This window comes from Micromonospora costi, assembly GCF_003626655.1.
GTDB classification, from domain to species: Bacteria; Actinomycetota; Actinomycetes; order Mycobacteriales; family Micromonosporaceae; genus Micromonospora; species Micromonospora costi.
The window spans coordinates 202,867-227,023 of the sequence record NZ_RBAN01000002.1; the positions used below are offsets into that span (position 1 = coordinate 202,867).

The window sequence follows — 24,157 nt, forward strand, 5'->3', positions numbered from 1 at the left end:
CCAGGTGGTGGCAGCGCAGCCGCGCGCCGCGGCGTCAGGCCGCCTGTTGGACGACGGGATCGCGGGTGAGCACCCCTTGGGCGGGAATGCCGCGCCATCGCGTCCCGGGTGTGAGGTGTTCGCCCTTCATGAGCAGGGAGAGCGAGTCCAGGCTGACGTCCTCGCCGACGACGGCGTCGTAGAGCACGATCGCGCGGGTGCCGATGGTCGCGCCGGCTCCGACCGTGACCACGGACATCTTCATGACGCGGTCTTCGAACAGGTGGGTCTGCAGGGACACCTCAGTGCCCACGGTCGCGTCGTCGCCGATCCGCACCAGGTCGAACTCCGTGAGGTAGGTGGTGCCGATCCAGGTGCGTCTGCCGACGTGGACCCCGAACCAGCGCAGCACCGGCGGCAGGAACGGCGTGCCGACGAGCAGCCCGACGCCGATCGGGACCGCCGCGGCCTCGTAGAGGCCGGTCACGAACTCGGTGCGGCGGACGAAGTCGCTCCAGAGCGGTTCCACGCGCGGTCGGTAGGTACCGATGATGTTGCGCTTCGTCGCGGCGCAGAACAGGATCACCGCGACGCTCGACCCGATGGCGACCAACGGTGAGACCAGTGCCGGTACGAGCAGGTCACGACCGTTGGCGAGCCAGGACAGCGCCAGGAGGTAGAGGTAGAAGCTGGCGCCGAGCACCGACGCGGGCAGGGTGGCGCGGAAGAACTCGATGAACAGCCGGCGGGCCACCACGGCGCGCGGCGGGCGGAAGGTCTGCTCCTCGGAGAACGAGCCGCTGCTCTGGCGTACCGGCAGGTGGATCGCCGGTGAGCCCAGCCAGGAGGTGCCCTCCGGGACCTCCTTGTCGGGCGGTAGCGTGCCGACGCCGAGCAGGCAGCCGTCTCCCAGCACCGTGCCGGCCGGTACGAACGCGGCGTTCCCGACGAACGCCCGGCTGCCGATCGTGGTGGGCAGGAACGCCACCCGGCCGTTGGCGAACGTCGCCGCGCCGAGGCTGGCCATGTCGGCCACGAAGCTCTCCGGCCCCAGGGTGAGCAGGTCGGGGTCCAGGTGCGCGGCGGTCGACACCTCGGCCCCGGGGCCCACCCGGGCACCGAGCAGTCGCAGCCACGGCCCGGTGTAGAGGGTGGCGTAGAGCGAGTTGGTGAACATCAAACTGAACTCGAGAAGCTTGTCAGCGATCCACTTACGCACGCCGAGCATCGAGTGCACGCGGTGATGGACGCCGATGGGCACCCGTGGCAGCACGAGACGCTTGCCGATCGCGACCACCGCGCAGACGGTGAGCACGTAGACGACGCCGGCGGGGATGGTCGCGACGAGCCCGGCCACCAGGCCCAGGGTCAGCAGTACCCACCAGACCAGTGCCACGCTGGGCAGGACCGTCGCGATCGCGGCGAGTTCCAGGCCGATCAGGCCGACCAGCGCGGCGGCGTAGTGGTGCAGGCGCCAGCCGTGGCGCAGCCGGCGGTAGCTGATCATCGCCTCGACGGTGGACGTCAGGCGAGGGGTCGGAGCCGGCGGAGAGCCCGCCCAGCGTGTTCCGGGTGGCACCGTCTCGCCGTGCACCAGGACGGACTGCTCGCCGACCGCAGCGTACGCGCCGACCGAGGCGCCTGGCTCGAGAACCGCGTTCGCGCCGACGAAGGCACCCTCCCCGATGGTGATCGGCCCGACGACGACCCAGCCGTCCTCCACCCGCCACGGGCGCAGCGAGACGCCGTACCCGATGGAGGCGTTCTGACCGATGGAGATCAGCGTCGGTAGGCTGATCGCGCTGGTCGCGATCGTGGTCCGGCGACCGATCCGGGCACCGATCAGCCGCAGGTAGGTCGCCATCAGCGGAGAACCACTGAGCACCGGCAGCGGCCCCACCGCCAGGAGCATGTTCAGCGCCCAGAGCCGGACGTAGGTCAGCCCCCACAGTCGGTATCGACCGGGCCGGATGCCGGCGGCCAGCGGCCGGGCCAGCAGCACCGGCAGCACCCACCTGACATTGAGGTAGGCGAGCAGGATCGCGACCATCAACTCCGCGAGGACCCGGACGGACACGTAGCCGTCGTTGCGGGTGTAGACGTAGGAGACCGGGAGCGTGGCGGCCAGCAGGAGCAGGTAGATCACCGCTCCTTGGCCGAACCCGGCGAACGCGATCCGACGGCTGCTGTGCCGCACCGGGGCCGGACGCGGCGGAGCCGTCGGCCCTGCGACCCGCTCTGTCGCACCGAGGTGAGCAGCCATGCCACGCACGGTCGGGTGGGCGTACAGGTCCCGGACCGCGGGGCTGGCACCGACACCGCGGGCGCGCAGCAGGGACACCACCCGCGCCGCGAGCAGGGAATGTCCGGCGAGGTCGGTGAAGAAGTCCGCCTCGACCGAGAGCGCTGCGGGCTCGATGCCGAACGCCTCGGCCCAGGCCGCCCGTACCTGCTCTTCCAGCTCGCTCTCGGCGGCCACGAGCGGGCCGGTGGTGCGGGTGAGCCGACGGATCGGCGCGGGCAGCCGCTTCCGGTCGACCTTCCCGCTCGGCATCGTCGGCAGCGTGGCGACCACGTCGAGGAAGGAGGGAACCATGTAGGCGGGAAGCCGGGTTTGCAGGTTGAGGCAGAGCCGGTCGATCAACTCCTCCGACCTGTCCTCCGCGCCGTCGTGTGGCACGACGTAGGCGGCCAGTTCGCGAGGAGCGTCCGGGCCGTCGATGACGGGGACGAGCGCCGTGACGGCCTCTGCCACGTCCGCGTCCTCCAGCAGCACGCTCTCGATCTCGCCGAGATCCACCCGGTGACCACGGATCTTGACTTCAGAATCCGCGCGGCCGAGGTACTCAATCTCACCGTCGTCGGTGAGCCGGCCCAGGTCACCGGTGCGGTACAGCCGACTGCCGGGTGGCGCCAACGGGTGCTCGATGAACCGCTCGGCGGTCAGTTCGGGGCGTCCGACGTACCCGCGTGCCACCCCCGGTCCGCCGATGCAGATTTCGCCGACCTCGCCGTCGGCCACTCGCTGGCGCTGCTCGTCGAGCAGCACCACCGAGTAGGTCGGCAGGGGTCGACCGATGGTGACGATCCGCCCCGGAAGCAGTTCAGCCCAGGTCGCGGTGACAGTGGTTTCGGTCGGGCCGTAGGTGTTGAGAATCCGCCGGCCGGGCCGGCTCCACCGTTCGACCAACTGACCCGGGCACGCTTCACCACCGACGAGCAGGTTCCGGATCCGGGGCAGGTCGCGGGGAATCGTGGCCAGCAGGGTGGGGACGCAGTAGAGGACGGTGATGCCGGCCTCGTCCACGAAGTCCGCCAATTCGGCTCCGAGGCGGCGGGAGTCGTTGGGACCGGCCACCAACGTCGCGCCGACCGCCCAGGTCGGCCAGATCTCTTCGATCGCGAAATCGAACGCGATCGTCATGCCCTGGTACACCCGATCGCCGGGGCGCACGTCGTACAGGCCGGGTACCACGTCGAGGAAGTTGCAGATGCTCGACTGCGCCACCTCGACACCCTTGGGCCGGCCACTGGACCCGGAGGTGTAGATCACGTAGGCGCTGGGGTCCGGCACGCCGTCGCAGTTCAGGTCGGGCCGGTCGCTCTGCGCCGCGGCGAGTTCGACGACACTCTTGTCGATGATGAGAGTGGGCTGGTCGCCCACACGGTCGGCGAGCGCCGAAGAGGTCAACACCAGGTCGACGTCCGAGTCCTCGGCGATGTAGGCAACGCGGTCAGCCGGGGATTCGGGGTCGATCGGCACGAACGCCGCGCCAGCCTTTCCCACGCCGAGCAACGCCACGTAGGTGTCGACCGAACGGTGCAGCAGGATGGCCACCCGGGCGCCACCCACGACGCCGAGGACACGCAGGTGGTGGGCCAGACGGTTCGCGCGCTCGTCCAACTCCCGGTAGGTCAGCCGCTCGTCGGCGCACTCGAGCGCTATGGCGGACGGCGTCCGGTCACAGGCCCTTTCGAACACGTGGTGCAGACGTCGGGTCTTCGCGCCCCTCTCATCGGCTGGCTCGGCATGCAGACCGCCACCGGACGAACCGACGGTGACCCGCGCCTGCATCGCCGGAGGATGCTCCGGCCGCACAGGTGATGTGGACGCGACGACGTGCCCGACCTGCTCCACGGAAATGCAAACCCCCTGTGCCGACCCACTCGAAGCACCTGCGCCCGGCGGCCGCCGCGCGGATGTCGGTGCCACCCCGGAAGGCAGCACCGACATCCGGCGAGCGAAGTCACCGCATGGGCGGATGGAAACCCCATCAAAGCCGCAAAGGCCGACAAGGCTTCACGAAGCTAGCAAAGGCGACAGTCCTATATGACACGAAACGCCGAGAAACGGCCGAATTACTGACTGATGCCTCAGTCTGGTGACTGAGGCATCAGTCAGACAGCCAGCGCGGCACCCGTCGGTGCTTGCAGTGCAGATCCCGGCGAAGGGGCATACCTCTGGCGCCGAGGGGAACGGGGGCCGCTCAGATGGGGGGTCAGGTCACGGCGCCGACTTCCGGTCTTGCGCTGAATCCTGCGACTAGTACTGCAACGGCAGTCAGGTGAGTGGGTGGCCGCGTCGTCGGTAGTGGCTGAGGCGGGCTTGGTGCTGGCGTCTCGCACCAGGCCCGCCAGTCCCGGACCTGGTAGTGGTCCAGGCCGGCGTCGGCTTTGGCCTGTTGGAAGCATTCCTCGATCGCCCACCGGCAGCCGGCCACCCAGACCAGGTCCGCCAGCGCCGCCCGGGCGCTACGACGCGGAACCCTAGGCGACGCGGCGGCACGAGGCGAGGGGGTTACCCGCCGCCGCTTGCTGGCGTCGGTCAGGCAGCCACGGTGGCCACCCCGGCTCCAGCGGCGGCCATGCCAGTGGACTTGTCGAGCGGCGATGTGCCGCCTACCTGAAGGCACCCTTCCCGACATCGGAGTGGACAACCGTCTTCGCCAGCGATCCAGAGGGCGCGAAGAACGCCCCTGTGCAGAACATGGCCCAGGAGTGCCAGCCGCAAGGGCTGCTCAGCCAGGTCGTGCAGATCCGCATCCACGGGCGCCGAGAGGTCCGTGCCCCTTGGTGCCAACCCAGGTTCACAAGCCCACCGCTCGCCGCCAACCCAAACGTGCACATAGTTCACTGGGTCAGCCGGAAGTTGAGTGGAGCTAGTGCCCGTGATCTCATCGGGGCGCCAACTCAGGAGTGACATGCCCCGACGAATGACCTACCGCCAAATCGCGGACGACATCGCCGCCCGCATCGCCACCGGCGAGTACCCACCCGAGTCCAAGATTCCTTCCTATAGCGAGCTGTCACAGCTCTACAGCGTTTCCATTGCAACCGTGCAGCGTGCACTTCTGGTGCTGCACGCCAAAGGCGTCGTATATGGAGAGCCTGGTCGGGGCGTCTACGTCAAGAGGCATGACGACTCATGAGGTAAGGCGAAACAGGAGGCGTTGACGTTACGCCGACTACGTGGAGCCGAACCCGTTGGACGCTCGTGGGAGCGCACCAAGTCCGGTAGTACCAGCGCTGGCCTATGGAGTCGTGCAGGTAGGGGGGTTATGCGAATCGTCTTCATGTTGCGCCATGTGCGCGAACCGGCACCTGGCTTGTCCAAGCGCTTAAGACGCCGCTAAGCCCGGCGTCATCGTGGCACGTTCCTCACCCGCGCACTGAAAGCCCCTCTCCGGCCGCTGCCCTGCGGACGGGCGGGCCGCCAGGACGACGCCGCCAGCGGCATTAGCCCAGGATCGGCGCTCGACGCGTCCACGATCGAACCCTTCGCTGTCGCCGAGACGGACGCCGCCCCCTTCGAGGCGGTTATCGCTGCCTTTACCGGATCGCGGACGAGATCTTCGCCGACCGCCTCGACCCGGTTCGCCTGCGTCAGGCCATTATCGAGGGCAGCCCAGAACTGCACGAGCGCGAGCTGCGCACGACGGGCTCGCTGGCGGCGGCGGTCGCCGCCGCCCTGCGTGCCAAGGGCGTCGGCGAGACCACGGCCACGGTGGCCACCGCGTCGGACGTCATGGTTTGCCAGGTGGCGTTTCCGAGGTGGCCGCCGAGCTGCGCGCGGTCACGTCAGCCCCAGAACTACACCCCGATCTCGGTCAGTTCTGAACGATTCAGTACGCGGGGCCGCTGGTGGGCCGTAGAACTCACCCTCCCCGATGGGCAAACCGTGAAGTCGGCAGGCGTCTCATCCGGCGAACTTCTGGCCAGGCAGCGGCCGCGCGGTGCGCCGTCCGTCACCGTCACGTCCGCGCTGACCCCGACCACGCCGGCCGTGTCATTGCCATCACCGAGTGGCGATGCCGCGATAGCGAATTTCCGGACTGGCGCGGCGCGCCGGAAGAGGACGCTTCGTCCCTCGAAGCGACTGGCTGCCCACCCTTGACGGAAACCAGCGCCCGGACCCGCGCGGACCGCCGCGGACCCGGAAGGCGCATCACTTCCAGATCTGGTTTCGGCTCTCTCGCGCTTCTTCGGCGTTCGTTGACAGCACCGCGCCGGGGTCGACAAGACGCAGGCCGACGCCGCGCACCGCCTGGATCCGTAGCGGGCAGTCCAATTCGTCGAGCTTGCGGCGGAGTCGCTTCACCACCGACCACACGTCGCCCCGGCCGCCGAGGTGGTCGTTGCCCCAGACCGCGCGGTGCAGCGACTCGAAGGTGCAGGTGCGGCCGAGTTGTGCCAGCAGAAGGTACCGAAGCAGGTCGTGCTCGAGGGGCGACAGGGGTACCGTGCGCCCGGACCAGGTTGCCACCCGCCTGTCCGAGTCGACCTCCGGGACGACATCAGCCGTTCCTCTGAGGGCTCGCGGAAGCGGCTCAACGACGCGTGGATGGACTGACGGGGCTTCGGCGGGCGGGTCGCTGTCGACAAGTAGCGACAGGAGCTCCTCCTGCGACGAGACCAGCAGCACCGGAGCATGGCCGGTCACCAGCGACGCCAGGCGCACTCTCTCCGCCGTCGAGGAGGCGATCGCGATGATCACGGTCGCGCCGTCGGCTCCCGGTGGACGCTCCATCCGGACGTCCTCGATGGACTTTCCCCCCCGTGCGAGAGTCATTTTTCTCCTTACCTGTGGCCTACTGCGTTCCGCCTGCGTCGCCGGCCCGGTATGGAACAGGAGCAGACGCTGGTAGGACCGGAAGGACCTCCAAAGCCCTCTAGGCGCCGTGTGGGTCACGCCGGCTACCCGAAGGGACCATATGAACTAAGTGAATGGACGATCAAGCACAGCAGGTGAGCAACTTGTCACTAACGGTCGATGGCATTGACAGTTATCGTCAGGGCCATGACGAAGTCGGGCAGAAATTGCCCTTCGGTTCCGGTTGGGGTGTAGGGGCTCATTACGCTGGTGTGGCGTTGACCAGCAGCGATACGGCAGGCCTTCGGAACAGTGACCTCGCCGATCTGATCAGGCGATTCGCCGACGAGGAACCCCTCCTGGCGCTACACCGTCGGGGTCTTAAGAGGCCGATGCCCGTGACCCAGCCGGAGTCGGTGATGCCCATGGCGTGACAGGACCCATCCTGGGTCGGTCGGGAGCAGCGACGTGAGAGCCACGAGGTGGTCGCCTGCCGTCCACAGCACCGCTCGGTCGCCGGGATCGAGAACACTCTCCTTGATCGGCGGCCAGCCGAGCGGCGAACCGTCGAAGGAGTAACTGAAGTCGTAGAGCTTCCTGCCGCCGCCGACTCGGCTGAGGGCGGCGGCGTGCCGGACCTCGCGGTGGTCGACATACGACACGACCCGGCCCGACCGCGGGTCAACCTTGTGTCCGGGCGGCCGGCTTGGGCGCGGCAACTCGGCCCTCGTAGGCCACGATCGGGTCGAGTGCCATCTGCACCACGTAGGTCTCGATCGGCTGTGGGCTGGCACTCGCGGTGCTGGTCCCCGGCACGATGGTGAGTCCCATGGCACTACGCCCAGCGCAACCAGCGCGGTTGTCCGCTGCTGTCAGGTACTGGCGGTTTGGTCGTTCGGACCGCGTGGTCCCGGCGGGCCGCTTCGGAGCATCCGACGACCGGGGTCGATATGCGCTGGCGTGCAGCCTCGTGACTTACTCATCGGTCGCCCCTGTCGGAGTCAGGCCATGTCGGAGAACCCGCCATCTCGCGGGGTTGGGACGAGGACCCGGCAACGCCGCACGGTTATAACGCGCTAACCATCAGTTAGTCGCGAGTTGACCAGCGTGCTCCCGAGTTGCCCATGCCGCCGGGTAGACCCACCTGTGCCGCACCATCCAGGTTGGTCTATAGCCCACGAACGTGGGGTGTCGTGCGCGTCCTGTCTCTGCGGCGCGCTAGTACATGGAGGTTCCGTGCACACACGAACCAGGCATGCGAGACGCGTGTCAGCCGCAACAGCGGCTTTCGCGATTCTCACGACGGTGATGGCGAGCGCAGGACACGCCGCGTTCGCCGCGCCATCGACCACAGCACCGTCAGCCAACTCGGCCGACAAGCTCACCTCGGCCGTCGAGAAGACGCTCACCACGCACGACTCGGCGGACTTCTGGGTGAAGCTGTCGGCGAAGGCCAACCTGGACGCGGCGCCGACCAACGCCGACTGGGGCAAGCGCGGCCAGTACGTCTACGACGCGCTCACCAGCACGGCCAAGACGTCCCAGGCCGACGTGATCCAGCAGCTCGAGGCGAACAACGTCCACTACGAGAGCTTCTGGATCAGCAACCGCATCCTCGTCGAGGACGGCACGCTGGAGCTCGCGAAGCAGCTCGCCGCGCAGTCCGAGGTCAGCCAGATCACCGAGACCACGAAGTTCGACCTCGTCGAACCAGTCGAGCGCGAAAAGGCGCCAGCGAACGCCCCGGCCACGGTCGAGTGGGGCCTCGACTTCATCAACGCCCCTGAGGTCTGGGCCCAGGGCTTCACGGGCGAGGGCATCGTCGTGTCGAGCGTCGACACCGGCGTCCAGTTCGACCACCCGGCACTCGCCGACGGTTACCGCGGTCGGCAGCCCGACGGGACAATCGTCAACGACTACAACGCGTTCGACTCCTCCGGGCGGTGCGGCTCTGGCAATCCGTGCGACGTGAACGGGCACGGCACCCACACCATGGGCACCATGATGGGCGACGACGGCCAGGGCAACCAGATCGGTGTCGCGCCCGACGCGCAGTGGATCGAGGCCAACGGCTGCGACACCTGCTCGGACGCCGACCTGCTCGAGTCCGGTCAGTGGATCACCGCGCCGACCCGCACGGACGGCACCGACCCCGACCCGGCGAAGCGGCCGCACGTCGTCAACAACTCGTGGGGCGCGGTCGCCGCCGGGGCCATCGACGACTGGTACCAGGACATCACCGACGCGTGGGCTGCCGCCGGCATCTTCGGCGCCTGGTCGGCGGGCAACAGCGGTCCCGGTTGCCGAACGACTTCGTCGCCGGGCGCGAACACTACGAACTACTCGGCGGGCGCGGTCGACTCCTCGGGCCGCATCGCGTCCTTCTCCTCGCGCGGTCCCGGTGAGGGCGGCGGAATCAAGCCGAACATCTCGGCTCCGGGCGTGGCCGTTCGCTCCTCGGTCCCCGGTGATGGGTATGCGCTCTACAACGGCACCTCGATGGCCGCCCCGCACCTCGCGGGCGCCGTCGCCGTACTGTGGAGCGCCGCACCGGCACTGATCGGCGACATTCCGGGCACCTGGGAACTGCTGAACCGGACCGCCCACAACGTCGACGACACCTCGTGCGGCGGCACCGCCGAGAACAACAACGTCTACGGCGAGGGCACGCTCGACCTGGCCGCGCTGATCGACGCTGCGCCGATCGGTGACATGGGCACCGTTGCCGGTACCGTCACCGAGACCGACGGCGACCCGATCAGCGGGGCGCGCGTGACGGTCGACGGCGAGCACGACCGTACCGTCACCACCGGCACGGACGGCACGTACTCCGCCCGCGTCGCCGTGGGCGACTACCAGGTCTCGGCCTCGGCGTTCGGCTACCTGCCGTCTGCCCCGACCGGCGCCACGGTCACCGTCGACGCGACCACCACGGTGGACATCGACCTGGAGGCCGCGCCACGCCACACCGTGTCCGGCACCGTCACGGACGTCGCCACGGGCAACCCGTTCGTCGGCACCACGGTGAGCATCTCCGCACCGCTCGACCCGGTCACCACCGACGCCAACGGCGCGTTCGCGTTCGCCGACGTGCCCGAGGGCACCTACACCATCTCGATCGAGGGCGGCACCTGCACGAGCGCGTTCTCGGAGGAGGTCGTCGTCGACGGTGACGAGACGGTCACCGCCGAGATCGCCCGTCGGTACGACGACTTCGGGTACTTCTGCACGGTCGGCAGCGACGGGGCCGCCACGGGCGACACCCGGGTGAACCTGACCGGTGACGACGCGGCGACCACGGTGCCGCTGCCGTTCTCGTTCCCGTACTACGAGGGCGACTACACGACGGCGTACGTGACCACCAACGGCCACGTGAACTTCGCCGGGCTCTCGAGCGTGTACAGCAACACCGCGATCCCGAACAGTGCCGCACCTAACGCCGCGATCTATCCGCTGTGGGACGACCTGTACTTCGACGCCTCGTCGGGTCTCTACACCGCGACCACCCAGGCCGACGGCGTGGACGCGTTCGTCCTCGAGTTCCGGAACGTCACGTTCTACGCCAACCGCGCCGCGCGGACGAACTTCTCCGTGACTCTCCTAGAGAACGGTGAGATCGAGCTCGGCTACGGGGCGAACTCGGGCGGAGCGGCGGCCGGCAGCTCGGCCACGGTGGGTATCGAGAACGAGAACGGCACCATCGCCCATCAGTTCTCCTACAACACCCCGGCGATCAGCGCCGGAATGTCGATCCACTACGACTCCGCGCCACGAGGCACGGTGGCCGGCACGGTGACCGACCGGAACACGGGTACGCCGATCTCCGGCGCGACCGTGGCGGTCTCCTCCGAGGCCCAGAGCCAGACCGTGACCACTGGAGCGGACGGCACGTACTCGACGTCGGTCCTCACCGGTGGCTACTCGGTCAAGATCACGGCGCCGAAGTATGAGGCTGCCACCGGCTCGGTCATGGTTACCGAGGACAGCACCGTGAGGTTCGACGCCGCGCTGGCCGCGGGCATGGTGACCATCGCTTCGGACGGCGACACGCACGCCGAGCTGCCGATGGGCGGCTCGCACACGGAGAAGCTCACGATCACCAACGAGGGCACCGCCCCAGCGTCGGTCGAGCTGGAAGCCCGCAGCGGCGAGTTCGCGCCGCTCGCCACGGGTGCTCTCGCGGCGGTGAAGGGTAAGGCGACCGTCCCGGCGTCGGTGGCCCCGAAGGGGACGCTGTCGGCGGCCGGCTCGTCGATGTCGCGTTCGAACGTCAAGGGCGAGACGGTGACGCCTCAGGCGGCGCCGATCCCGGCCGACGAGATCACCATCACGCACTCCGCGTCGCAGGCGATCATGGCCGGCAACTCGGCGTCGTGCAACAACGGCGCCACCACCCGGAACAACTCGTACCTGCGGACATTCACGCTGGCCGACTTCGGGCTCAACGGCCTGGACGTGTCGAGCGTGTCGTTCGGAGTGGAGGTGAACCAGGGGAGCCAGCCGCTCACGGTCAACCTCTACACGCTCGAGGGCGAGCTGCGCTACGCCAACATGACGCTCATCGGCTCGGCCGACGCCACGGTCCCGGCCGGTAACGGCACTCTGGTGACGGTCCCGGTCGAGGGCGCGGTTCCGTCCGGTGGCACCCTGGTGGTCGAGGTGAGCGTCCCTGCGGATGGCTACTTCTTCATCGGCTCGAACAACGCCGGCCAGACGGCTCCGTCGTACATCGCCTCGGTGGACTGCGGCATTTCCGAACCGGCCGACACGTCGTCGATCGGCTTCCCGGACATGCACATCGTGATGAACGTGACGGGCAGCACGGGCGGCGCTCCGGCGGACTGGGTGTCCTTCGACAACCCGTCCGTCACGCTCGAGCCGGGCGAGTCGGTCACGGTGGAGGCGACCATGTCGGCCGACGTCGACCAGCCGGGCGCGTACTCCGCCGCGATCGGTGCCAGCACCAACACGCCGTATAACGTGGGTGAGGTGCTGGTATCGATGAACGTCACCGCCCCGAAGTCGTGGGGCAAGATCACCGGCACCGTCACCGAGGCCGGCGGCCAGCCGCTCGGTGGGGTCATCGTCCAGGTGAATGGCGGCAAGGGGTACCACACGACGCTGGTCACCGAGGAGGACGGCACGTACGAGTACTGGATCGACTCGAGGGTGAGCCCACTCACGCTGGTCGTCGCGGCCGAGGGCTACGTGCCTGAAACGGCGAAGGTCACACTCAAGGCGGGCCAGACGGTCACGGCGGATTTCTCACTCGACCCGCTCCAGTAGCGCGTACACGGAGCGCGCCGTAGCGCGCGTCCCGTAGCGCGCGTCCTGTGCGACGGCGGCCCGGTCACCATCCAGGTGGCCGGGTCGCCGTCGTGCATCGAACGGACCTGAGCGGCCTGCTCCGCCGGCATCAGGATCAGGGAGACCCGACTCGGTGGCCCCGGTCGACGTGGCAATAACCGTTACGCCGCCCGGGCTTGCCGTCGTCGAGGACGGTTGCCGAACAGCGGTTGGCATCGTCGACCTCGTAGCCGGCGGCTTCCATGACCTGGCGGACGACCGCGGCCCGATCCGCCCGGTGGATGTCGAGGGTTTTGCCGGTCCACGTCCGTGAGGCGAGGACGCGGGAAGCCCGGGGGGCCGCCGCAGACGGTAGCGCCGAGAGTGGTTGAGGTTCGCGGGCCGGCAGCCGGCCGCGCCGCGCCCGAGGAGCACGGCGAGCGCGTATTTCGCCCGGAGCTCGACCCGACCCGGCGACGGTCATGACGTTCATTTCTGAACACTCGGACCGCTTCCCAGTCGCGCTCCTGCTAGGGGTCCTGAACATCGCCGAATCGACCTCCTACGCGTGGAAGAAGCAGGCCGAACAGCCTTGCGACCGCGACCTGGTCGACCTCGGCCTGATCTGCAACATCCACGAGATCTGGGAAGCCTCCGGCTTCACCTACGGCGCCGACCGGCTGCAACCGGCAACTACGCCGCGACGGGATCCGGGTCGGCCGCACGCGTGTCGAGCGGCTCAGGAAACTACAGGGCTGGCAGGGGGCGTTCCTGTGTCGCGGCTGGCGCGGCGGGTCCACGAGCAGGACCCGAGGCGACGCCGCCGCCGGACCTGGTCAACCGCAACTTCACCGCGGCCGGCCCGAACCGGCCCTGTGTCGCCGACGCCACCGGCATCCACCGCGTCGACGGCGTGTTCTGGCTGGCCCCGGAGGCCGACGTGAAGAGCCTGACCGGGACGAGCGCCAAGCCCAAGCGGTCCCGGTCGCCGGTTAAGGACAAGGAGATCTGGCTCGTCTGGTACGCCTGATCCGCGTCCCTCCGCGCCGGCTGCCGGCATCCTGTGGATAACTCTCGACCCCCGTGGATAACGCCCTGACCATGGCGGCGGAGGTGAGGCGCCCCGCCCGCCCGCACAGCTGGTGCCGGACGCCCGGCCCACCCGCAGCACCACCTACCTGGCGTTCGCGCCCAGACGGGGGAGCTTCCAGTCGGGCCGGACGTAGTGGCACGTGTAGCCCTCGGAAAACGGCTCCAGGTAGTCCTGGTGTTCCGGCTCGGCCTCCGAGAAGGGGCCGGCGGGGGTCACCTCGGTGACCACCTTGCCAGGCCAGAGCCGGACGCGTCGACATCGGTGATCGTGTCCTCGACGACCTGCCGCTGCTGGTCGTCGCAGTAGAAGATGGCCGACCGACTCATCCGCAAACGCGACGGCGTGCTCACCACCCGGGTCAGATACAGGGGCGGCGACGTGCCGAACGCGACCTACCTGAACCACGGTACGCACGCGGACGCGACCGAGATCATCTTCGACCCCGGGAAGTTGTCCTACCGGGACCTTCCGGAGTCCTTCTTCCAGGTCCACGACCCGACGACGAAGATTCGTCAGGGCAACGACGTGGGCACCAACTGATCCTGCATGCCCCAGAAGCAGCCACCGGCCAGGATCGCCTTCTCAGTGCGGTGGCTCATCGCTGTCGCTCCCCGTCCGGATGCTCGAACACCCTGCGGTACTCGCCGTAGCCTTCGTGCTCAAGGTCGTCGCGCCGGATGAACCGCAGCGCCGCGGAGTTCATGCAGTAACGCAACCCACCCGTCTCCGCGGGGCCGTCGTCGAACACGTGGCCGAGGTGGCTGTCCGCGTGTGCGGAACGGACCTCGGTGCGGGTGATGCCGAGGCTCGTGTCCGCGATTTCGACCACGTTGTTCGGTTCGATCGGCATCGTGAATGTCGGCCACCCGGTGCCGCTGTCGTATTTGTCGACGGAAGCGAACAGGGGCTCGCCGGACACGATGTCGACGTAAATGCCCGGTTCCTTGTTGTCCCAGTAAGGGTTGTGGAAGGGCGGCTCCGTCGCCGCTTCCTGGGTGACCCGGTACTGCTCCGGCGAGAGCCGCGAAATCGTCTCGGGATCCTTGCGATATTCGTGTGACACCTTGTTCCCCCCGGATCGGTCGTCGGCAAGAAATGCCAGGCCCAACCGGCCTTCACACGCATCGCGAACGGCGTACCCCGCCTGCAGTCGGCTAACCGCAGGCGGGGTACGCGGGCTCGCCGCCTTGGACCCGAGCACGGGGAAGCTCTACTACCGCAGGCAGCGACGCTTGTTCCTCGGGCTGCTCAAGCCCTGCGGGCCGGCTGACTCCATGCCGGTGGTGTTGCTGCCCTCTTCGTACGAGAGCTTGGCTGTCGCCCGCAACCAGCACGCCACTCGCGACCGCGATCAGACCATCGCCGCCGCCCTCCGACCTGTTGATCGAGGAAGCCGTCGAGCCCGGGAGCCCGAAGCTGGCGCCGGCGCCGCCGACGAACATCGTCACCCACCGCGTGGTTGCCGGGCCGCACCCGCGCCGAATCGGACACTGGCCGGTCATGTTCCGCAACCGGCCGCGCCGCGCGACCGAGCGACCTAGCATCGCAAGTGGATGCCGGTGGGCGTATGGACGAGACCCTTCGCGTCCGGAGACACAGGTCGGCGCCTCCGCCGGGTCAGCGATCACCTGTCGAATCCGCACTGCGGCTCGCCTGAGACGTCGAGTTCCGCAACTCGCACGAGAGTTGCTTACAGCGGTCGGAAAGAACACGGGAGGTCGTTTCCATGACCGACTACTGTCCCAGCCGACCTCCGCCGGCCACCCACTTCCCGGTGGGCGGACTTATCGGGGAACGATGGCGTGCGTGGGGTGCGGCCGAGGGCGCATTCGGACACCCCTTGGGCTCAGAGGATGACGTCCCCGGCACGAACGCCCGCCGGCAGCAGTTCGAGCGCGGCGAAATCGCCTGGTCGCCGACGCAGGACATGGTGCTCAGCGTGTTCCGCCTCCGCAATGAGGCACGCTTCGACTGGTCGTGGCCACACGTGACCTACGACTACTTCCGCTACGACATCCGCTACAACGGCGCGGGCCAAGGCCAAGCGAGGGATCAGATTCGGTTTGAGAAACCGGACGTGGACGAGGGCTGTCCGGTGTGGCACCGTCCGAATCCCCATATCTGGGCTCGCCTTCAGGGATTCGGCGAGTACGCTTTTGTTGCCAAAGGCTGCCACGAGGGCGGTCCGTTTGGCCGCGACCGGTGCCCGGAGGGATTCGCGGTGCCGGTGCGGCTGCAGTTCGGCGCTGTCGACAACGAACCGGATCCTCCATTTCAGGTCATCGGTGCGATCATGCAGCGTTGGCACGAACTCGGTGCGTCAGCCGGACCATTGGGCCGCCCCATCGAAGGCGAAATGCCGCTCGGCGACGCCGTTTCGCAGCGGTTCGAGCGGGGCAGCGTTGTGACCTTGCCTCATTACGGCGCGGGAGCTGTCGTAGCGGCCTACCAACGCGGCAGTTCAATCGAGGTGAACTGGGGTGGTGGCGACGCACTGTCCCCCGGCCAGTTCGAGGTCGCCGTGTTTCGCGACAATGAGTTGGAGGGCCGCCACACCGTCGGCGATTCGCCCCTTGACATGCCATGGGCGCGCAACGCCGGAAGCGGATTGTTTCGTCTCGAAGATCCGGCCAAGGAGGGCTCTTACCAGTTCCAAGTAACGTGGATTGGCGCAGCTGGTCCGCCGTCGCCGCGAGTCTTGGTGGATTACCGCTTTGTTAGTCACGACGCTCCACTCGGATCCCCTGCCCGTGACAGCAGCCCTGGTCATGCGTACGCCAGCCACTGGACACGGGTTAGCGACGTCGCCCGCCACTACGCCTACACTCGGCCGCTACGCCCGTCCCCTTTGACGGAGAAGGAAGGTGGTGAAAACGAGTCTGTCCAGTTTATCGCCCACCTGCGAGCCATCGCCGAGGACCCGAATTTCTGTGTCACCGGGGAACTACCGAGCAGGCTGTTGTTTGCGGTAGCGCTACGCCTCCTCACGCCGGGACAGACAGGCACCCATTACGACATGCTCGGCGCGTGCCGTCCGGGCGACTACGACATGGCCATCAAGGGGTACATGACGCTGCTGTACAGGTACCGACACATTCTGAACGACGACGACCGGGATTTTATCCTGACGACCCTCATCGGCGAGGATCTTCAGGGTCCGCATCCCCCGAGCATCGAATGGTACACCGCAAGCTTTATCGACTTTCCTTTGCCGGAGACCGAGAACCACATCCTGATGATCGAAAGCTCCCGCTATCTCGTCAACCAGCTGCGCCACGACAAGAGTCCGGACCCCCGCTTCGACAACTTGGCCAACAGCGCTGATGGTGGACTTACCGGTTGGCTGCTGCGCCATCTCCAACGTCTCGCCCAACATGACTTCCTCGAGTTCAACGCCCGCGCGTATCAGCGCCTCGCGCTACACGCCATCGTGAATCTTTACGAGTTCGCCCGCGACGAGCCTGTCCGCACCGCAGCGCAAATCATCCTCGATTATATCGCCGTCAAGTTCGCTATATCCAGCAATCGTCAACGTCGAGTCGGGCCGTTCCGGCGGGTGCCGCAAAGTTACAACAGTGCGGAGCCGGGTCACAACGAACTCCTGCTGAACGGACATGGTGACCAGGTGGCCGGGTTCGGACTGATGTGGCTGGGTCCCACCGACATCGAAGAGCAGCCCTACACGCTCTTCCCGAGAATGTTCGAAATGCACGCGCTGATCATGGGCCTGTCCACCTACCGCCCACCGACCGCGCTGTACGAACTTGGCACGTCGGCCGGGTACCGGGCAGCGCCGAGCGGAGACCCACGACCGGTCCAGCACAGCTTCTACCATGGCCGGCGGCCGTTGCTCGCCGCATCGTTTGATGTCGCCGATGGGGGCGTCGAGATCTACTACCGGTCACCGTCGTTTCTGATTAGCGCCGGCGGGATGTTTCTTAACAGCGGGTACGGATTCGACGAGCTGATGGGCAGTGAGGCGCAGGTAGCGTACCCGCAGCCGACTACGCTCATGCCAAGCCGAGGTGACTGGTGCGAGGCCAACGGATCGGAGCATCGCCTCACGTTCGGCGACCTGATCCGCTTCGAGCCGGTCCTGTACGACGGCGCGCACGAGGTTGGTCTCGACGTCAATACCGGTGTTCACATGGGCTTCGCGTGCGGACCTAACCTGCGTATTCCGGATATATGGCTGCGGCTAACCCATACGTCACCGGATGGGCCGTGGTTCATCTTGAACCTCGACGCCGACCTGGACGACGTCGGCCGGCTCGGTTTCTACGTGGCGGCGTACCTGGCGCCACCGACCGACTACCCGGTGGTCGGGACAACAGCGGGGGGCGGAGCTCTTTACACGGAGCCGCAGAACCTGGGTCTGCTCTACGCGGTGGAGGCCGCGTCGATGGATTTCGAGGCGTTTCGTTCGAAGACACTGGAGGCCAACCGGCTGCCGGAGAAGTTCGACCTCGACGGTGTGTACGTGTTCCATGCGGGCGACGACAACACGTTCACGTTCACCTTCGGGCAGCAACGTGGGAAGTACGACGCGCGAGTCATCAACATGAGCGGGCATGCCGTCGTTGATGACGAGGACCTCAGTTCACTGCCGCTCGTCGAAGGGCCCTACCTGCACGCGCCCGGTGGCCACGACGGGTTGGTGCTCGTCCGCTATCCACGCTGCGGTGCACCGCTCTGGCTCGACTACCGGGATGCATTGCACCCGCAGCGCATGGACGAAGATGCGTGCGACGGACCTGACGGTCCTCTCGCCGACCGCGCCCAAGCTTTGATTGACGTTGCCACTGATTTGATCAACGCCTCCCGCAATGCCGCCCACGTGGACAACCGTGCCGACGCCGTTCGCTGGGCCATGTTGGCGACGGAGACGCTGCGGGGCGTCCAGCCCCCGCCGTCGATCGCCGCACGCTATCTCGCCCTGTTCGCCGACACACTGCACACACTCGTTGTGCGGTTGTCAGGAGCCGGACGCGGGGCGGAGACACGGGAACCAGGCGCCGAAGCAGTCCCGGTTTACATTGCGGCGGCGGCAGCACCCGGTGCGGCAAGCGAAGACGAGGTACAGCGTGCCGAGCGTGTGATGCTGCAAGCATCCCTTGCTCAGACGTTGTCAATCCGGATGGCGGACAACTGGTTCGCAGCGGAAGCGGTGCTAGCCCAGCAGGCGTGCGTCGATATCTTGAAGGAACTCAGGCCGCCTGCTGAGTCGCTACATGCCTATCTGCACCTGTTCGCTAACGCCTTGCTGACCTTGGTAGCCAGACTCGTCTGCGACGGCAGGCCGGCGGACGCCGCGGGACCAGGACGCCAGGCGGTCGACGCATACCGCCGGGAGGCGGCTCTGCCTGGCGCAGATGCCGCAAACATCGCCGACGTTCTCATGACGCTGGCCCTCTGGCTGACACGGGCCGGCCTGTCCGCGGATGCGCAGCTCGCATCACAGGCGGCGGATGAGATCCGACCTCAAGGATGACACCGACGCAATCAGCCCTCTCGCGCTCCCGCTGCCATGGGTCCCGCGTCCGCCGGGATGACGTCGGACGCCGTTGTCGACAAATCACCGAGGTCCTCGCCGCACGATCCGGTTGGCCCACCTACGTCGTCCGACTACGGCGAGTCCGAACAGGCCGGACTGACCGTTTCGTACGTCGTGATGGAGCTGATCGACGGCGAGTCGCTCAGCGCTCGACTCGGCCGGGACCGGCGACTGCCCTGGCGGGAGGCGGTGACGGTCGGATACAAGGTCGCCTCGGCGCTTGCCACCGCGCCCGCCCGGCAACGTCATGCTCACCGCAGGCGGGGTGAAGGTCGTGGACTTCAGCATCTCCGCGCTGATCGGGGAGAACGAGAAGGGACCCGACAGGTGATCTTCTCGGCGCGCCGCCGTACCCTCGCCCCCGAACGGCTCGACGGCGGGCAGGTCTCTCCCGCTGCTGACGTGTATGCCCTCGGACTGCTGCTCTATCGGATGCTCACCGGCCGGCTGCCCTGGCAGGCAAGCACCACGACCCAGCTTCTGCGCGCCCACCTCCACACGGAACCGGACCCATTACCGCCGGTGTCCGGGCTGCCTGACCAAGGTGGCCGAACTGGTGCACCGTTGCCTGGCGAAGCGCCCCGAGGACCGGCCGGCCAGCGCCGAGGTGGCCCACACCTTGGCCGGAGCGGCCGGCGTTTCCGCCGCCGTGCCCGTCTCGCCGGCTCCCGGCCCGGTTGACCCAGAGTGGTTGGCCAATGCCGGCACCACGATCCTGCCCTTCTCAGCCGATACCGACGCGCTGGCCTACTCCGGCGCACGTACCACGCGGGCGACCACCCGCCGCCGGCGGCTGGAAGCCGCCGGCGTGGCCGCCGGACTGGTCGCCGTGACCGGAGCAATTTGGAGCGCGACATCCCGAAGCCCAGTCGGCGGCGGCGAGCCGTTGCAGGCCCGGATGGGACAGGACCGGCAGGCACCCTGCCAGGTCAACTACGCGCTGCGAAGGGACTCGGGGAAAGACTTCGACGCCGACCTGATACTGACCAACACCGGCGAGCAAGACCTGCGAAACTGGGCGATCAGCTTTGCGTTCCCCGGGGCGCAGACGGTCGTCAGGGCCACACCGGCAGACGTCCGGCAGGAAGGGCAGAGGGTCCTGATCCGACCCGCCGCTACGAGTGCCTCGCTCGCCCCCGGCACGTCCGAGAAGATCACCCTCACTGGGCGTTACATCGAAGCGAACCCACTGCCGTTGGACTTCCAGGTGGCGGACAGCAAATGCGAGGCACGAGTGGCTGGCATCCCCGGCTCGACAGCCCCGAGTACGAAGACGCCCACGACGGCACCAACCAGGACCGCCACCACCACCAGCGGTGCGAAGAGCGACGGCTCGGAGAGCACCCGGGACAGCAGGGACGGTTCCGGCGTCAAGGGAGCACCCGCTCGAGGAGGGGGAGACAAGCAGGAAGCCGACGCAAGCAAAGGGGACGGCAAGGGCAAGGGAGGCGGCAAGGGCAAGAACCGATGAGCTCTGCCCATTCGTTGGCTATCCCAATGGCAACATCCGATTCTACTTCGGGCCCAAGTTGCTTACGGAGATGCCCCAAACCCTCAGATCAGGAGGGCGGAGGTCCGCGCCGTGGTCGCCTGCAAGAAGTCGGGTGCGCCCGGTGCGTTCGAAGACGCCTTCCCTGCCAACGCTGAGGGTTCGGGCCGGTGTTGTCGCCCGGACGCCGAGCGTTACTGTATGTGGTGCCGACGTCAGTGGGGGCGCCGTGCTCGTAGCGTCAGCCAACTTGGGCCGACTCCCGGTGGTGGCAGTCCGCCGATGGCTGTGTGTCCCGTCGTGCCGTCCAGGCCGCCGCACTCTTGGGCACGATCGGGCAGGTGGGGGCTGATGATGCAGGATCAGGTCCAATCAACAGGCCAGATGGGTTCGGGCTGCCTCGGCTGCGGCGTCCGTTGGCCCGCCCCGTCCGGGGAACGGGCTCGGCATGGCTGGTGAGCTGAGCGAGACGGTCGCTGCGGCGCAGGCCGGTGACGAGGACGCCTTCCGCCTTCTCTACCGGACCCTCCAGCCAGGCCTGCTGCGCTACCTGAGCGCCCTGGTCGGTGCCGACGCGGAGGACGTGGCGTCGGAGACCTGGTTGCAGATCTCCCGGGACCTGCCGAAATTCACCGGCGGCGAGTTCCGCGCCTGGACGGTCACCGTCGCCCGCAACCGAGCCATGGACCACCTACGCTGGCAGCGCCGTCGCCCGTCGTTGCCGGTGCCTGTGCAGGCGCTCAACGGGCTGAGCGACGACGACGCCGACACCTCCGAGCGGGCGGCAGAGATCCTCGGGACCGAGGCCGCGCTCGCGCTGATCGCCACGCTCCCGCCCCGGGAAGCCGAGGCCGTCCTGCTGCGGGCCGTCGTCGGCCTGGACGCCAGGACGGCCGGGCGGGTGCTCGGCCGCCGGGCCGGGGCGGTGCGCACCGCCGCGCACCGAGGGCTGCGGCGTCTCGCCACGCTGATCGAGCGCCACAACCTGGGCCAGCCACCAGCCGCGCCCGAGCGCCGCGTGCCGCCGCACCAGCGCGGCGACCAGCGGCGGCAGGCGCCGCAGGCCGAACCAACGGACGGTTGACGTGAGGAGATTCGGATTGAATTTCCGCCGATCCGGGCGACCCGCCGACCGCGACGAGACAGACCAGCTCCTCGACGCGGCCCGCGCCGGCACACCCACCGGGCCAGATGCTGATCCTGCCAACCCGCTCGCCGAACTGCTCGGCGCCGCGGCCGCCCCAACACGTCCGCACGAACTGGCCGGGGAACAGGCCGCCCTGGCGGCCTTCCGGGCCGCCCGTGCCGCGGCCTCGGCGACCTCGACCCGTGCGCCGCGGCGCCGCCGGTTCACCGCAGGCGCGGTGGCCTGGGCCGCGGCAGCGCTTGCCACGGCGACCGCCGGTGCCGCCTTCGCCGCCGTCAACCTTGACCGCCCGCCAGATTTCGTCCCGCCGCCCGGCCCGGAAACCTCCAGCCCCATCAAAGACGGCCCGGACAGCTCCCCCACGGGGGGCAACACCACCAGCAGCCCGGGTAGTTCCCCGACGGCGGCGCCGAGCCCGGGCACCACCGGCCCGACCGCCAGCCCCGAGCAGACCACCCAGCTATCCGAACTCTGCCGCGTGTACCTCGCCGCGAAGCCAGCCCAGCGGGAAGAGGCACTGCAGACTCGACGGTTCGCGCCGCTGGTCGCAGCGGCCGGGGGCGCGGGGAAGGTCAAGGGGTACTGCCAGCGCATCGCCCGGGAAACTGGGCCCAGAGGCGAGAACGAGCCCGGCGCAGGGAACGGGCCTGGCACCGGAAAAGGGTCAGACGCGGGAAAGAAGCCAGAGGCGACGGCCAAGCCGAGCCGACCGGTGAGGGAACAACCGTCCCATCCAGCCGCAGGCGGCCGACCGACCGACGCCGCCGGCAACCCGCCCACCGCAGGCCGCCTGCTCGTCCGACGGGCGGTCGGGCTGGGCATCCTCGACCAGGAGGACGAGCAGCCCTACATCGACATCCGGCTCGGGCGGCGGCCGATCGAACCGGCCGCCGCCCGCCTCGGCATCACCGTCGACGCATTGTGTATGCGGCTGGGACGCATCGACACCCGCCTCGCCGACGCCCTCGCCGCAGGACTGCTGACCGGCGTGACCAGCCAGCAGGCGGCTGACGAGCCCGCCCATCAAGCTGGGCACCGCTTGGCCACCCGCACTGGCCGTGCTTCGGCAAGGGGGGTGACGCCATTCCTGGCCGGGATGGCGACCCTTACGCGGAGTCCCGACGCAACGTGGTCGCCTGGCTCGCTCGTGCGCGGGTGGCCCTCCGTTTCCCTCGGCCCTTTGCGCCGCTGTTGACCAGATGTGGGTCCCCTTCCGCAGATCGTGGGGCGGACGGCGAGCGGCAGAGAGCTATAGCCTGCTGCCGGTGTGGCGACGAAAAAGATCATGGGATGCGGTCGACTGGAGCGCGGTGCAGCACGCGTACGGGCCGGCGGTGGAGGTGCCCGACCTGCTGGGCCGGCTACGCTCCCGCGACCGAGAGGCCCGCCGCAGCGCCTACCAGAGGCTGATGAAGCTCCTCGTGCACCAGGGCTCACGGTACGAAGCGAGCGCGGTCGCCACGCCGTTCCTGGTCGAGATCGTCGCCGATCCGAAGGCGCCGGACCGCTTCGCCGCCTGTCAGGTACTGGCGGCCATCGCGGTAGGGGACGAGAGTTCCTGGCTGATCGACCGCCCCGACGTGGCGAACGCGCGGCGTGAGGTGGAGCGCCAGGGCCACCTCACCCGAGTTCAGTTGGAACGGGAGCAGGCCGAATGGGCGGCAGCGGGAAGCACTGACCACGAGCGTCGGGCCCGAGCGCGTCGCAACGAGTTCTCCGACGTGGAGAGCGACCGCGACGCCGCGCGGTGGCAGATCGCGGCCTACGACGCGGCCCGAGCCGGCGTGCCCGCGTACATCGCCGCCCTGGCGTCTCCTGAGCCCCCGGTGCGGCTGCACGCCGCGCACCTGCTGGCCTGGTTCCCCGAAGAGCGGGAGTCGATCGCGCCGGCCCTGGCCCGCCTGATCGGCTCCGAACCGGAGCCCGTGGTCGCAGCGGTCGCGTGTGTGGCCGCGGGGCTGTGCGGCAGCGTCGACAATTCTGAGCTGGTCAACGCGTTGTCGGCCCGTCGCGGCAGCGACAACCGGGGAGAGCGCTGGTCGGCGGTGCTGGGGCTGGCCCGTCTGGTGTCGCGCCCCGACCGGCCGCTGATCGAAGAGCTGTACGGCTGCCTATCCGGAGCCGTCGGACCGATCCCGTACTGGCCGTTCCTCCACGGCGACATGGCCACGTTCGCCGCGCTCACCGTGCGAGACCTCGACCCGTCGTTCGCCCCGGACCGGGTGCAGATCCTCATCGACCGGCTGAACGCGCCAGCTGACGACACCGATCGCTACCTGCTGATGCGTGCTGCCCTCGACACCGCCTTTCCCAACGGCCCAGTAGCGGACGGCACCGCCTTCACCGAACTGAGCGACGATCAGCGCACCGCCGTCGTCGGGCTGCAACGCAGCGGAATCCTGAACGACGGCATGATGGTCAGCATGCTGCTGGGCGCCTACAACCTGCCCGGTGACGAAACGGCGATGACCCGGTGGTGTGACAGCGGCGCCGATCGTTAGTCCAGCTCCGCCCCCGGG

Annotated in this window: 15 protein-coding genes and 1 pseudogene; 10 read left to right on the forward strand and 6 right to left on the reverse strand. The window is 68.3% G+C overall.

Annotated features, from left to right (window positions below; all coding sequences use genetic code 11):
* Positions 1-34: 34 nt before the first annotated feature.
* Together D7193_RS11840 and D7193_RS34840 are read right to left on the reverse strand one after the other, a co-directional pair.
* A complete protein-coding gene (locus D7193_RS11840) occupies positions 35-4,054 on the reverse strand; it encodes a Pls/PosA family non-ribosomal peptide synthetase (protein WP_120779550.1) in 4,020 nt (1,339 codons plus the stop codon).
* A gap of 424 nt (positions 4,055-4,478) precedes the next feature.
* Positions 4,479-4,709 (reverse strand): annotated as a pseudogene (locus D7193_RS34840) (hypothetical protein); the annotation flags it as partial.
* Positions 4,710-5,180: 471 nt separating this feature from the next.
* On the opposite strand from D7193_RS34840, the gene D7193_RS11850 reads away from it, so the two are divergent.
* Complete coding sequence (locus D7193_RS11850; protein WP_120779551.1) at positions 5,181-5,408, forward strand: winged helix-turn-helix domain-containing protein; 228 nt, start codon at positions 5,181-5,183, stop codon at positions 5,406-5,408.
* A gap of 1,016 nt (positions 5,409-6,424) precedes the next feature.
* Here the strand turns inward: D7193_RS11850 and D7193_RS11860 are convergent.
* Together D7193_RS11860 and D7193_RS33430 are read right to left on the reverse strand one after the other, a co-directional pair.
* The gene (locus D7193_RS11860; protein WP_241562945.1) at positions 6,425-7,048 is read right to left on the reverse strand and encodes a winged helix-turn-helix domain-containing protein; all 624 of its coding nucleotides are present in this window, start codon (positions 7,046-7,048) and stop codon (positions 6,425-6,427) included.
* Positions 7,049-7,750: 702 nt separating this feature from the next.
* Positions 7,751-7,900 carry a hypothetical protein gene (locus D7193_RS33430; RefSeq protein ID WP_158674802.1) on the reverse strand — a complete coding sequence of 50 codons (150 nt, stop codon included), beginning with the start codon at positions 7,898-7,900 and terminating at the stop codon, positions 7,751-7,753.
* Between the two features lie 477 nt (positions 7,901-8,377).
* On the opposite strand from D7193_RS33430, the gene D7193_RS11865 reads away from it, so the two are divergent.
* From D7193_RS11865 to D7193_RS33225, 3 genes are all read left to right on the forward strand, one after another.
* A complete protein-coding gene (locus D7193_RS11865; protein WP_120779553.1) occupies positions 8,378-12,355 on the forward strand; it encodes a carboxypeptidase regulatory-like domain-containing protein in 3,978 nt (1,325 codons plus the stop codon).
* A gap of 154 nt (positions 12,356-12,509) precedes the next feature.
* Positions 12,510-12,689 (forward strand): hypothetical protein, encoded by a 180-nt coding sequence (locus D7193_RS33220; protein ID WP_147434373.1) that lies wholly within the window; start codon positions 12,510-12,512, stop codon positions 12,687-12,689.
* Between the two features lie 393 nt (positions 12,690-13,082).
* Positions 13,083-13,385, forward strand: coding sequence for a hypothetical protein (locus D7193_RS33225; RefSeq protein WP_147434374.1), 303 nt, complete (start codon positions 13,083-13,085; stop codon positions 13,383-13,385).
* 144 nt (positions 13,386-13,529) lie between these two features.
* Here D7193_RS33225 and D7193_RS34845 read toward each other — a convergent pair whose 3' ends face one another.
* Positions 13,530-13,862, reverse strand: a complete 333-nt coding sequence (locus tag D7193_RS34845; protein WP_479680915.1) for a peptide-methionine (S)-S-oxide reductase — start codon at positions 13,860-13,862, stop codon at positions 13,530-13,532.
* Here D7193_RS34845 and D7193_RS11875 point away from each other — a divergent pair.
* Positions 13,758-13,988, forward strand: coding sequence for a peptide-methionine (S)-S-oxide reductase (locus D7193_RS11875; protein ID WP_120779554.1), 231 nt, complete (start codon positions 13,758-13,760; stop codon positions 13,986-13,988). The two genes, D7193_RS34845 and D7193_RS11875, sit on opposite strands and share 105 nt — an antisense overlap.
* A 55-nt stretch (positions 13,989-14,043) precedes the next feature.
* Here D7193_RS11875 and msrB read toward each other — a convergent pair whose 3' ends face one another.
* On the reverse strand, positions 14,044-14,649 hold the full coding sequence (gene msrB, locus D7193_RS11880) for a peptide-methionine (R)-S-oxide reductase MsrB (protein ID WP_241562946.1): 606 nt from the start codon (positions 14,647-14,649) through the stop codon (positions 14,044-14,046).
* Between the two features lie 525 nt (positions 14,650-15,174).
* Between msrB and D7193_RS11885 the strand changes: the two genes are divergently transcribed.
* The 5 genes from D7193_RS11885 (at position 15,175) to D7193_RS11905 (ending at position 24,139) form a co-directional block, all read left to right on the forward strand.
* Positions 15,175-18,939 (forward strand): LGFP repeat-containing protein, encoded by a 3,765-nt coding sequence (locus tag D7193_RS11885; protein ID WP_147434375.1) that lies wholly within the window; start codon positions 15,175-15,177, stop codon positions 18,937-18,939.
* A 607-nt stretch (positions 18,940-19,546) separates the two neighbouring features.
* Positions 19,547-20,473, forward strand: a complete 927-nt coding sequence (locus D7193_RS34185) for a cellulose binding domain-containing protein (protein ID WP_241562947.1) — start codon at positions 19,547-19,549, stop codon at positions 20,471-20,473.
* Between the two features lie 466 nt (positions 20,474-20,939).
* The gene (locus D7193_RS11895; RefSeq protein ID WP_120779557.1) at positions 20,940-21,575 is read left to right on the forward strand and encodes an RNA polymerase sigma factor; all 636 of its coding nucleotides are present in this window, start codon (positions 20,940-20,942) and stop codon (positions 21,573-21,575) included.
* A 16-nt stretch (positions 21,576-21,591) separates the two neighbouring features.
* A complete protein-coding gene (locus D7193_RS34190; RefSeq protein ID WP_241562948.1) occupies positions 21,592-22,833 on the forward strand; it encodes a hypothetical protein in 1,242 nt (413 codons plus the stop codon).
* A gap of 70 nt (positions 22,834-22,903) precedes the next feature.
* Positions 22,904-24,139, forward strand: coding sequence for a HEAT repeat domain-containing protein (locus D7193_RS11905; RefSeq protein ID WP_158674803.1), 1,236 nt, complete (start codon positions 22,904-22,906; stop codon positions 24,137-24,139).
* The last annotated feature ends 18 nt before the right edge of the window (positions 24,140-24,157 follow it).

Bases quoted from the DNA above. Each gene is read 5' to 3' on its own strand.
- D7193_RS11860 (WP_241562945.1), bottom strand. From the start codon at position 7,048: ATGACTCTCGCACGGGGGGGAAAGTCCATCGAGGACGTCCGGATGGAG.
- D7193_RS11895 (WP_120779557.1), top strand. From the start codon at position 20,940: ATGGCTGGTGAGCTGAGCGAGACGGTCGCTGCGGCGCAGGCCGGTGAC.
- D7193_RS33430 (WP_158674802.1), bottom strand. From the start codon at position 7,900: ATGGGACTCACCATCGTGCCGGGGACCAGCACCGCGAGTGCCAGCCCA.
- D7193_RS11885 (WP_147434375.1), top strand. From the start codon at position 15,175: ATGACCGACTACTGTCCCAGCCGACCTCCGCCGGCCACCCACTTCCCG.
- D7193_RS11875 (WP_120779554.1), top strand. From the start codon at position 13,758: ATGGCCGACCGACTCATCCGCAAACGCGACGGCGTGCTCACCACCCGG.
- D7193_RS11850 (WP_120779551.1), top strand. From the start codon at position 5,181: ATGCCCCGACGAATGACCTACCGCCAAATCGCGGACGACATCGCCGCC.
- D7193_RS11865 (WP_120779553.1), top strand. From the start codon at position 8,378: ATGGCGAGCGCAGGACACGCCGCGTTCGCCGCGCCATCGACCACAGCA.
- D7193_RS11840 (WP_120779550.1), bottom strand. From the start codon at position 4,054: ATGCAGGCGCGGGTCACCGTCGGTTCGTCCGGTGGCGGTCTGCATGCC.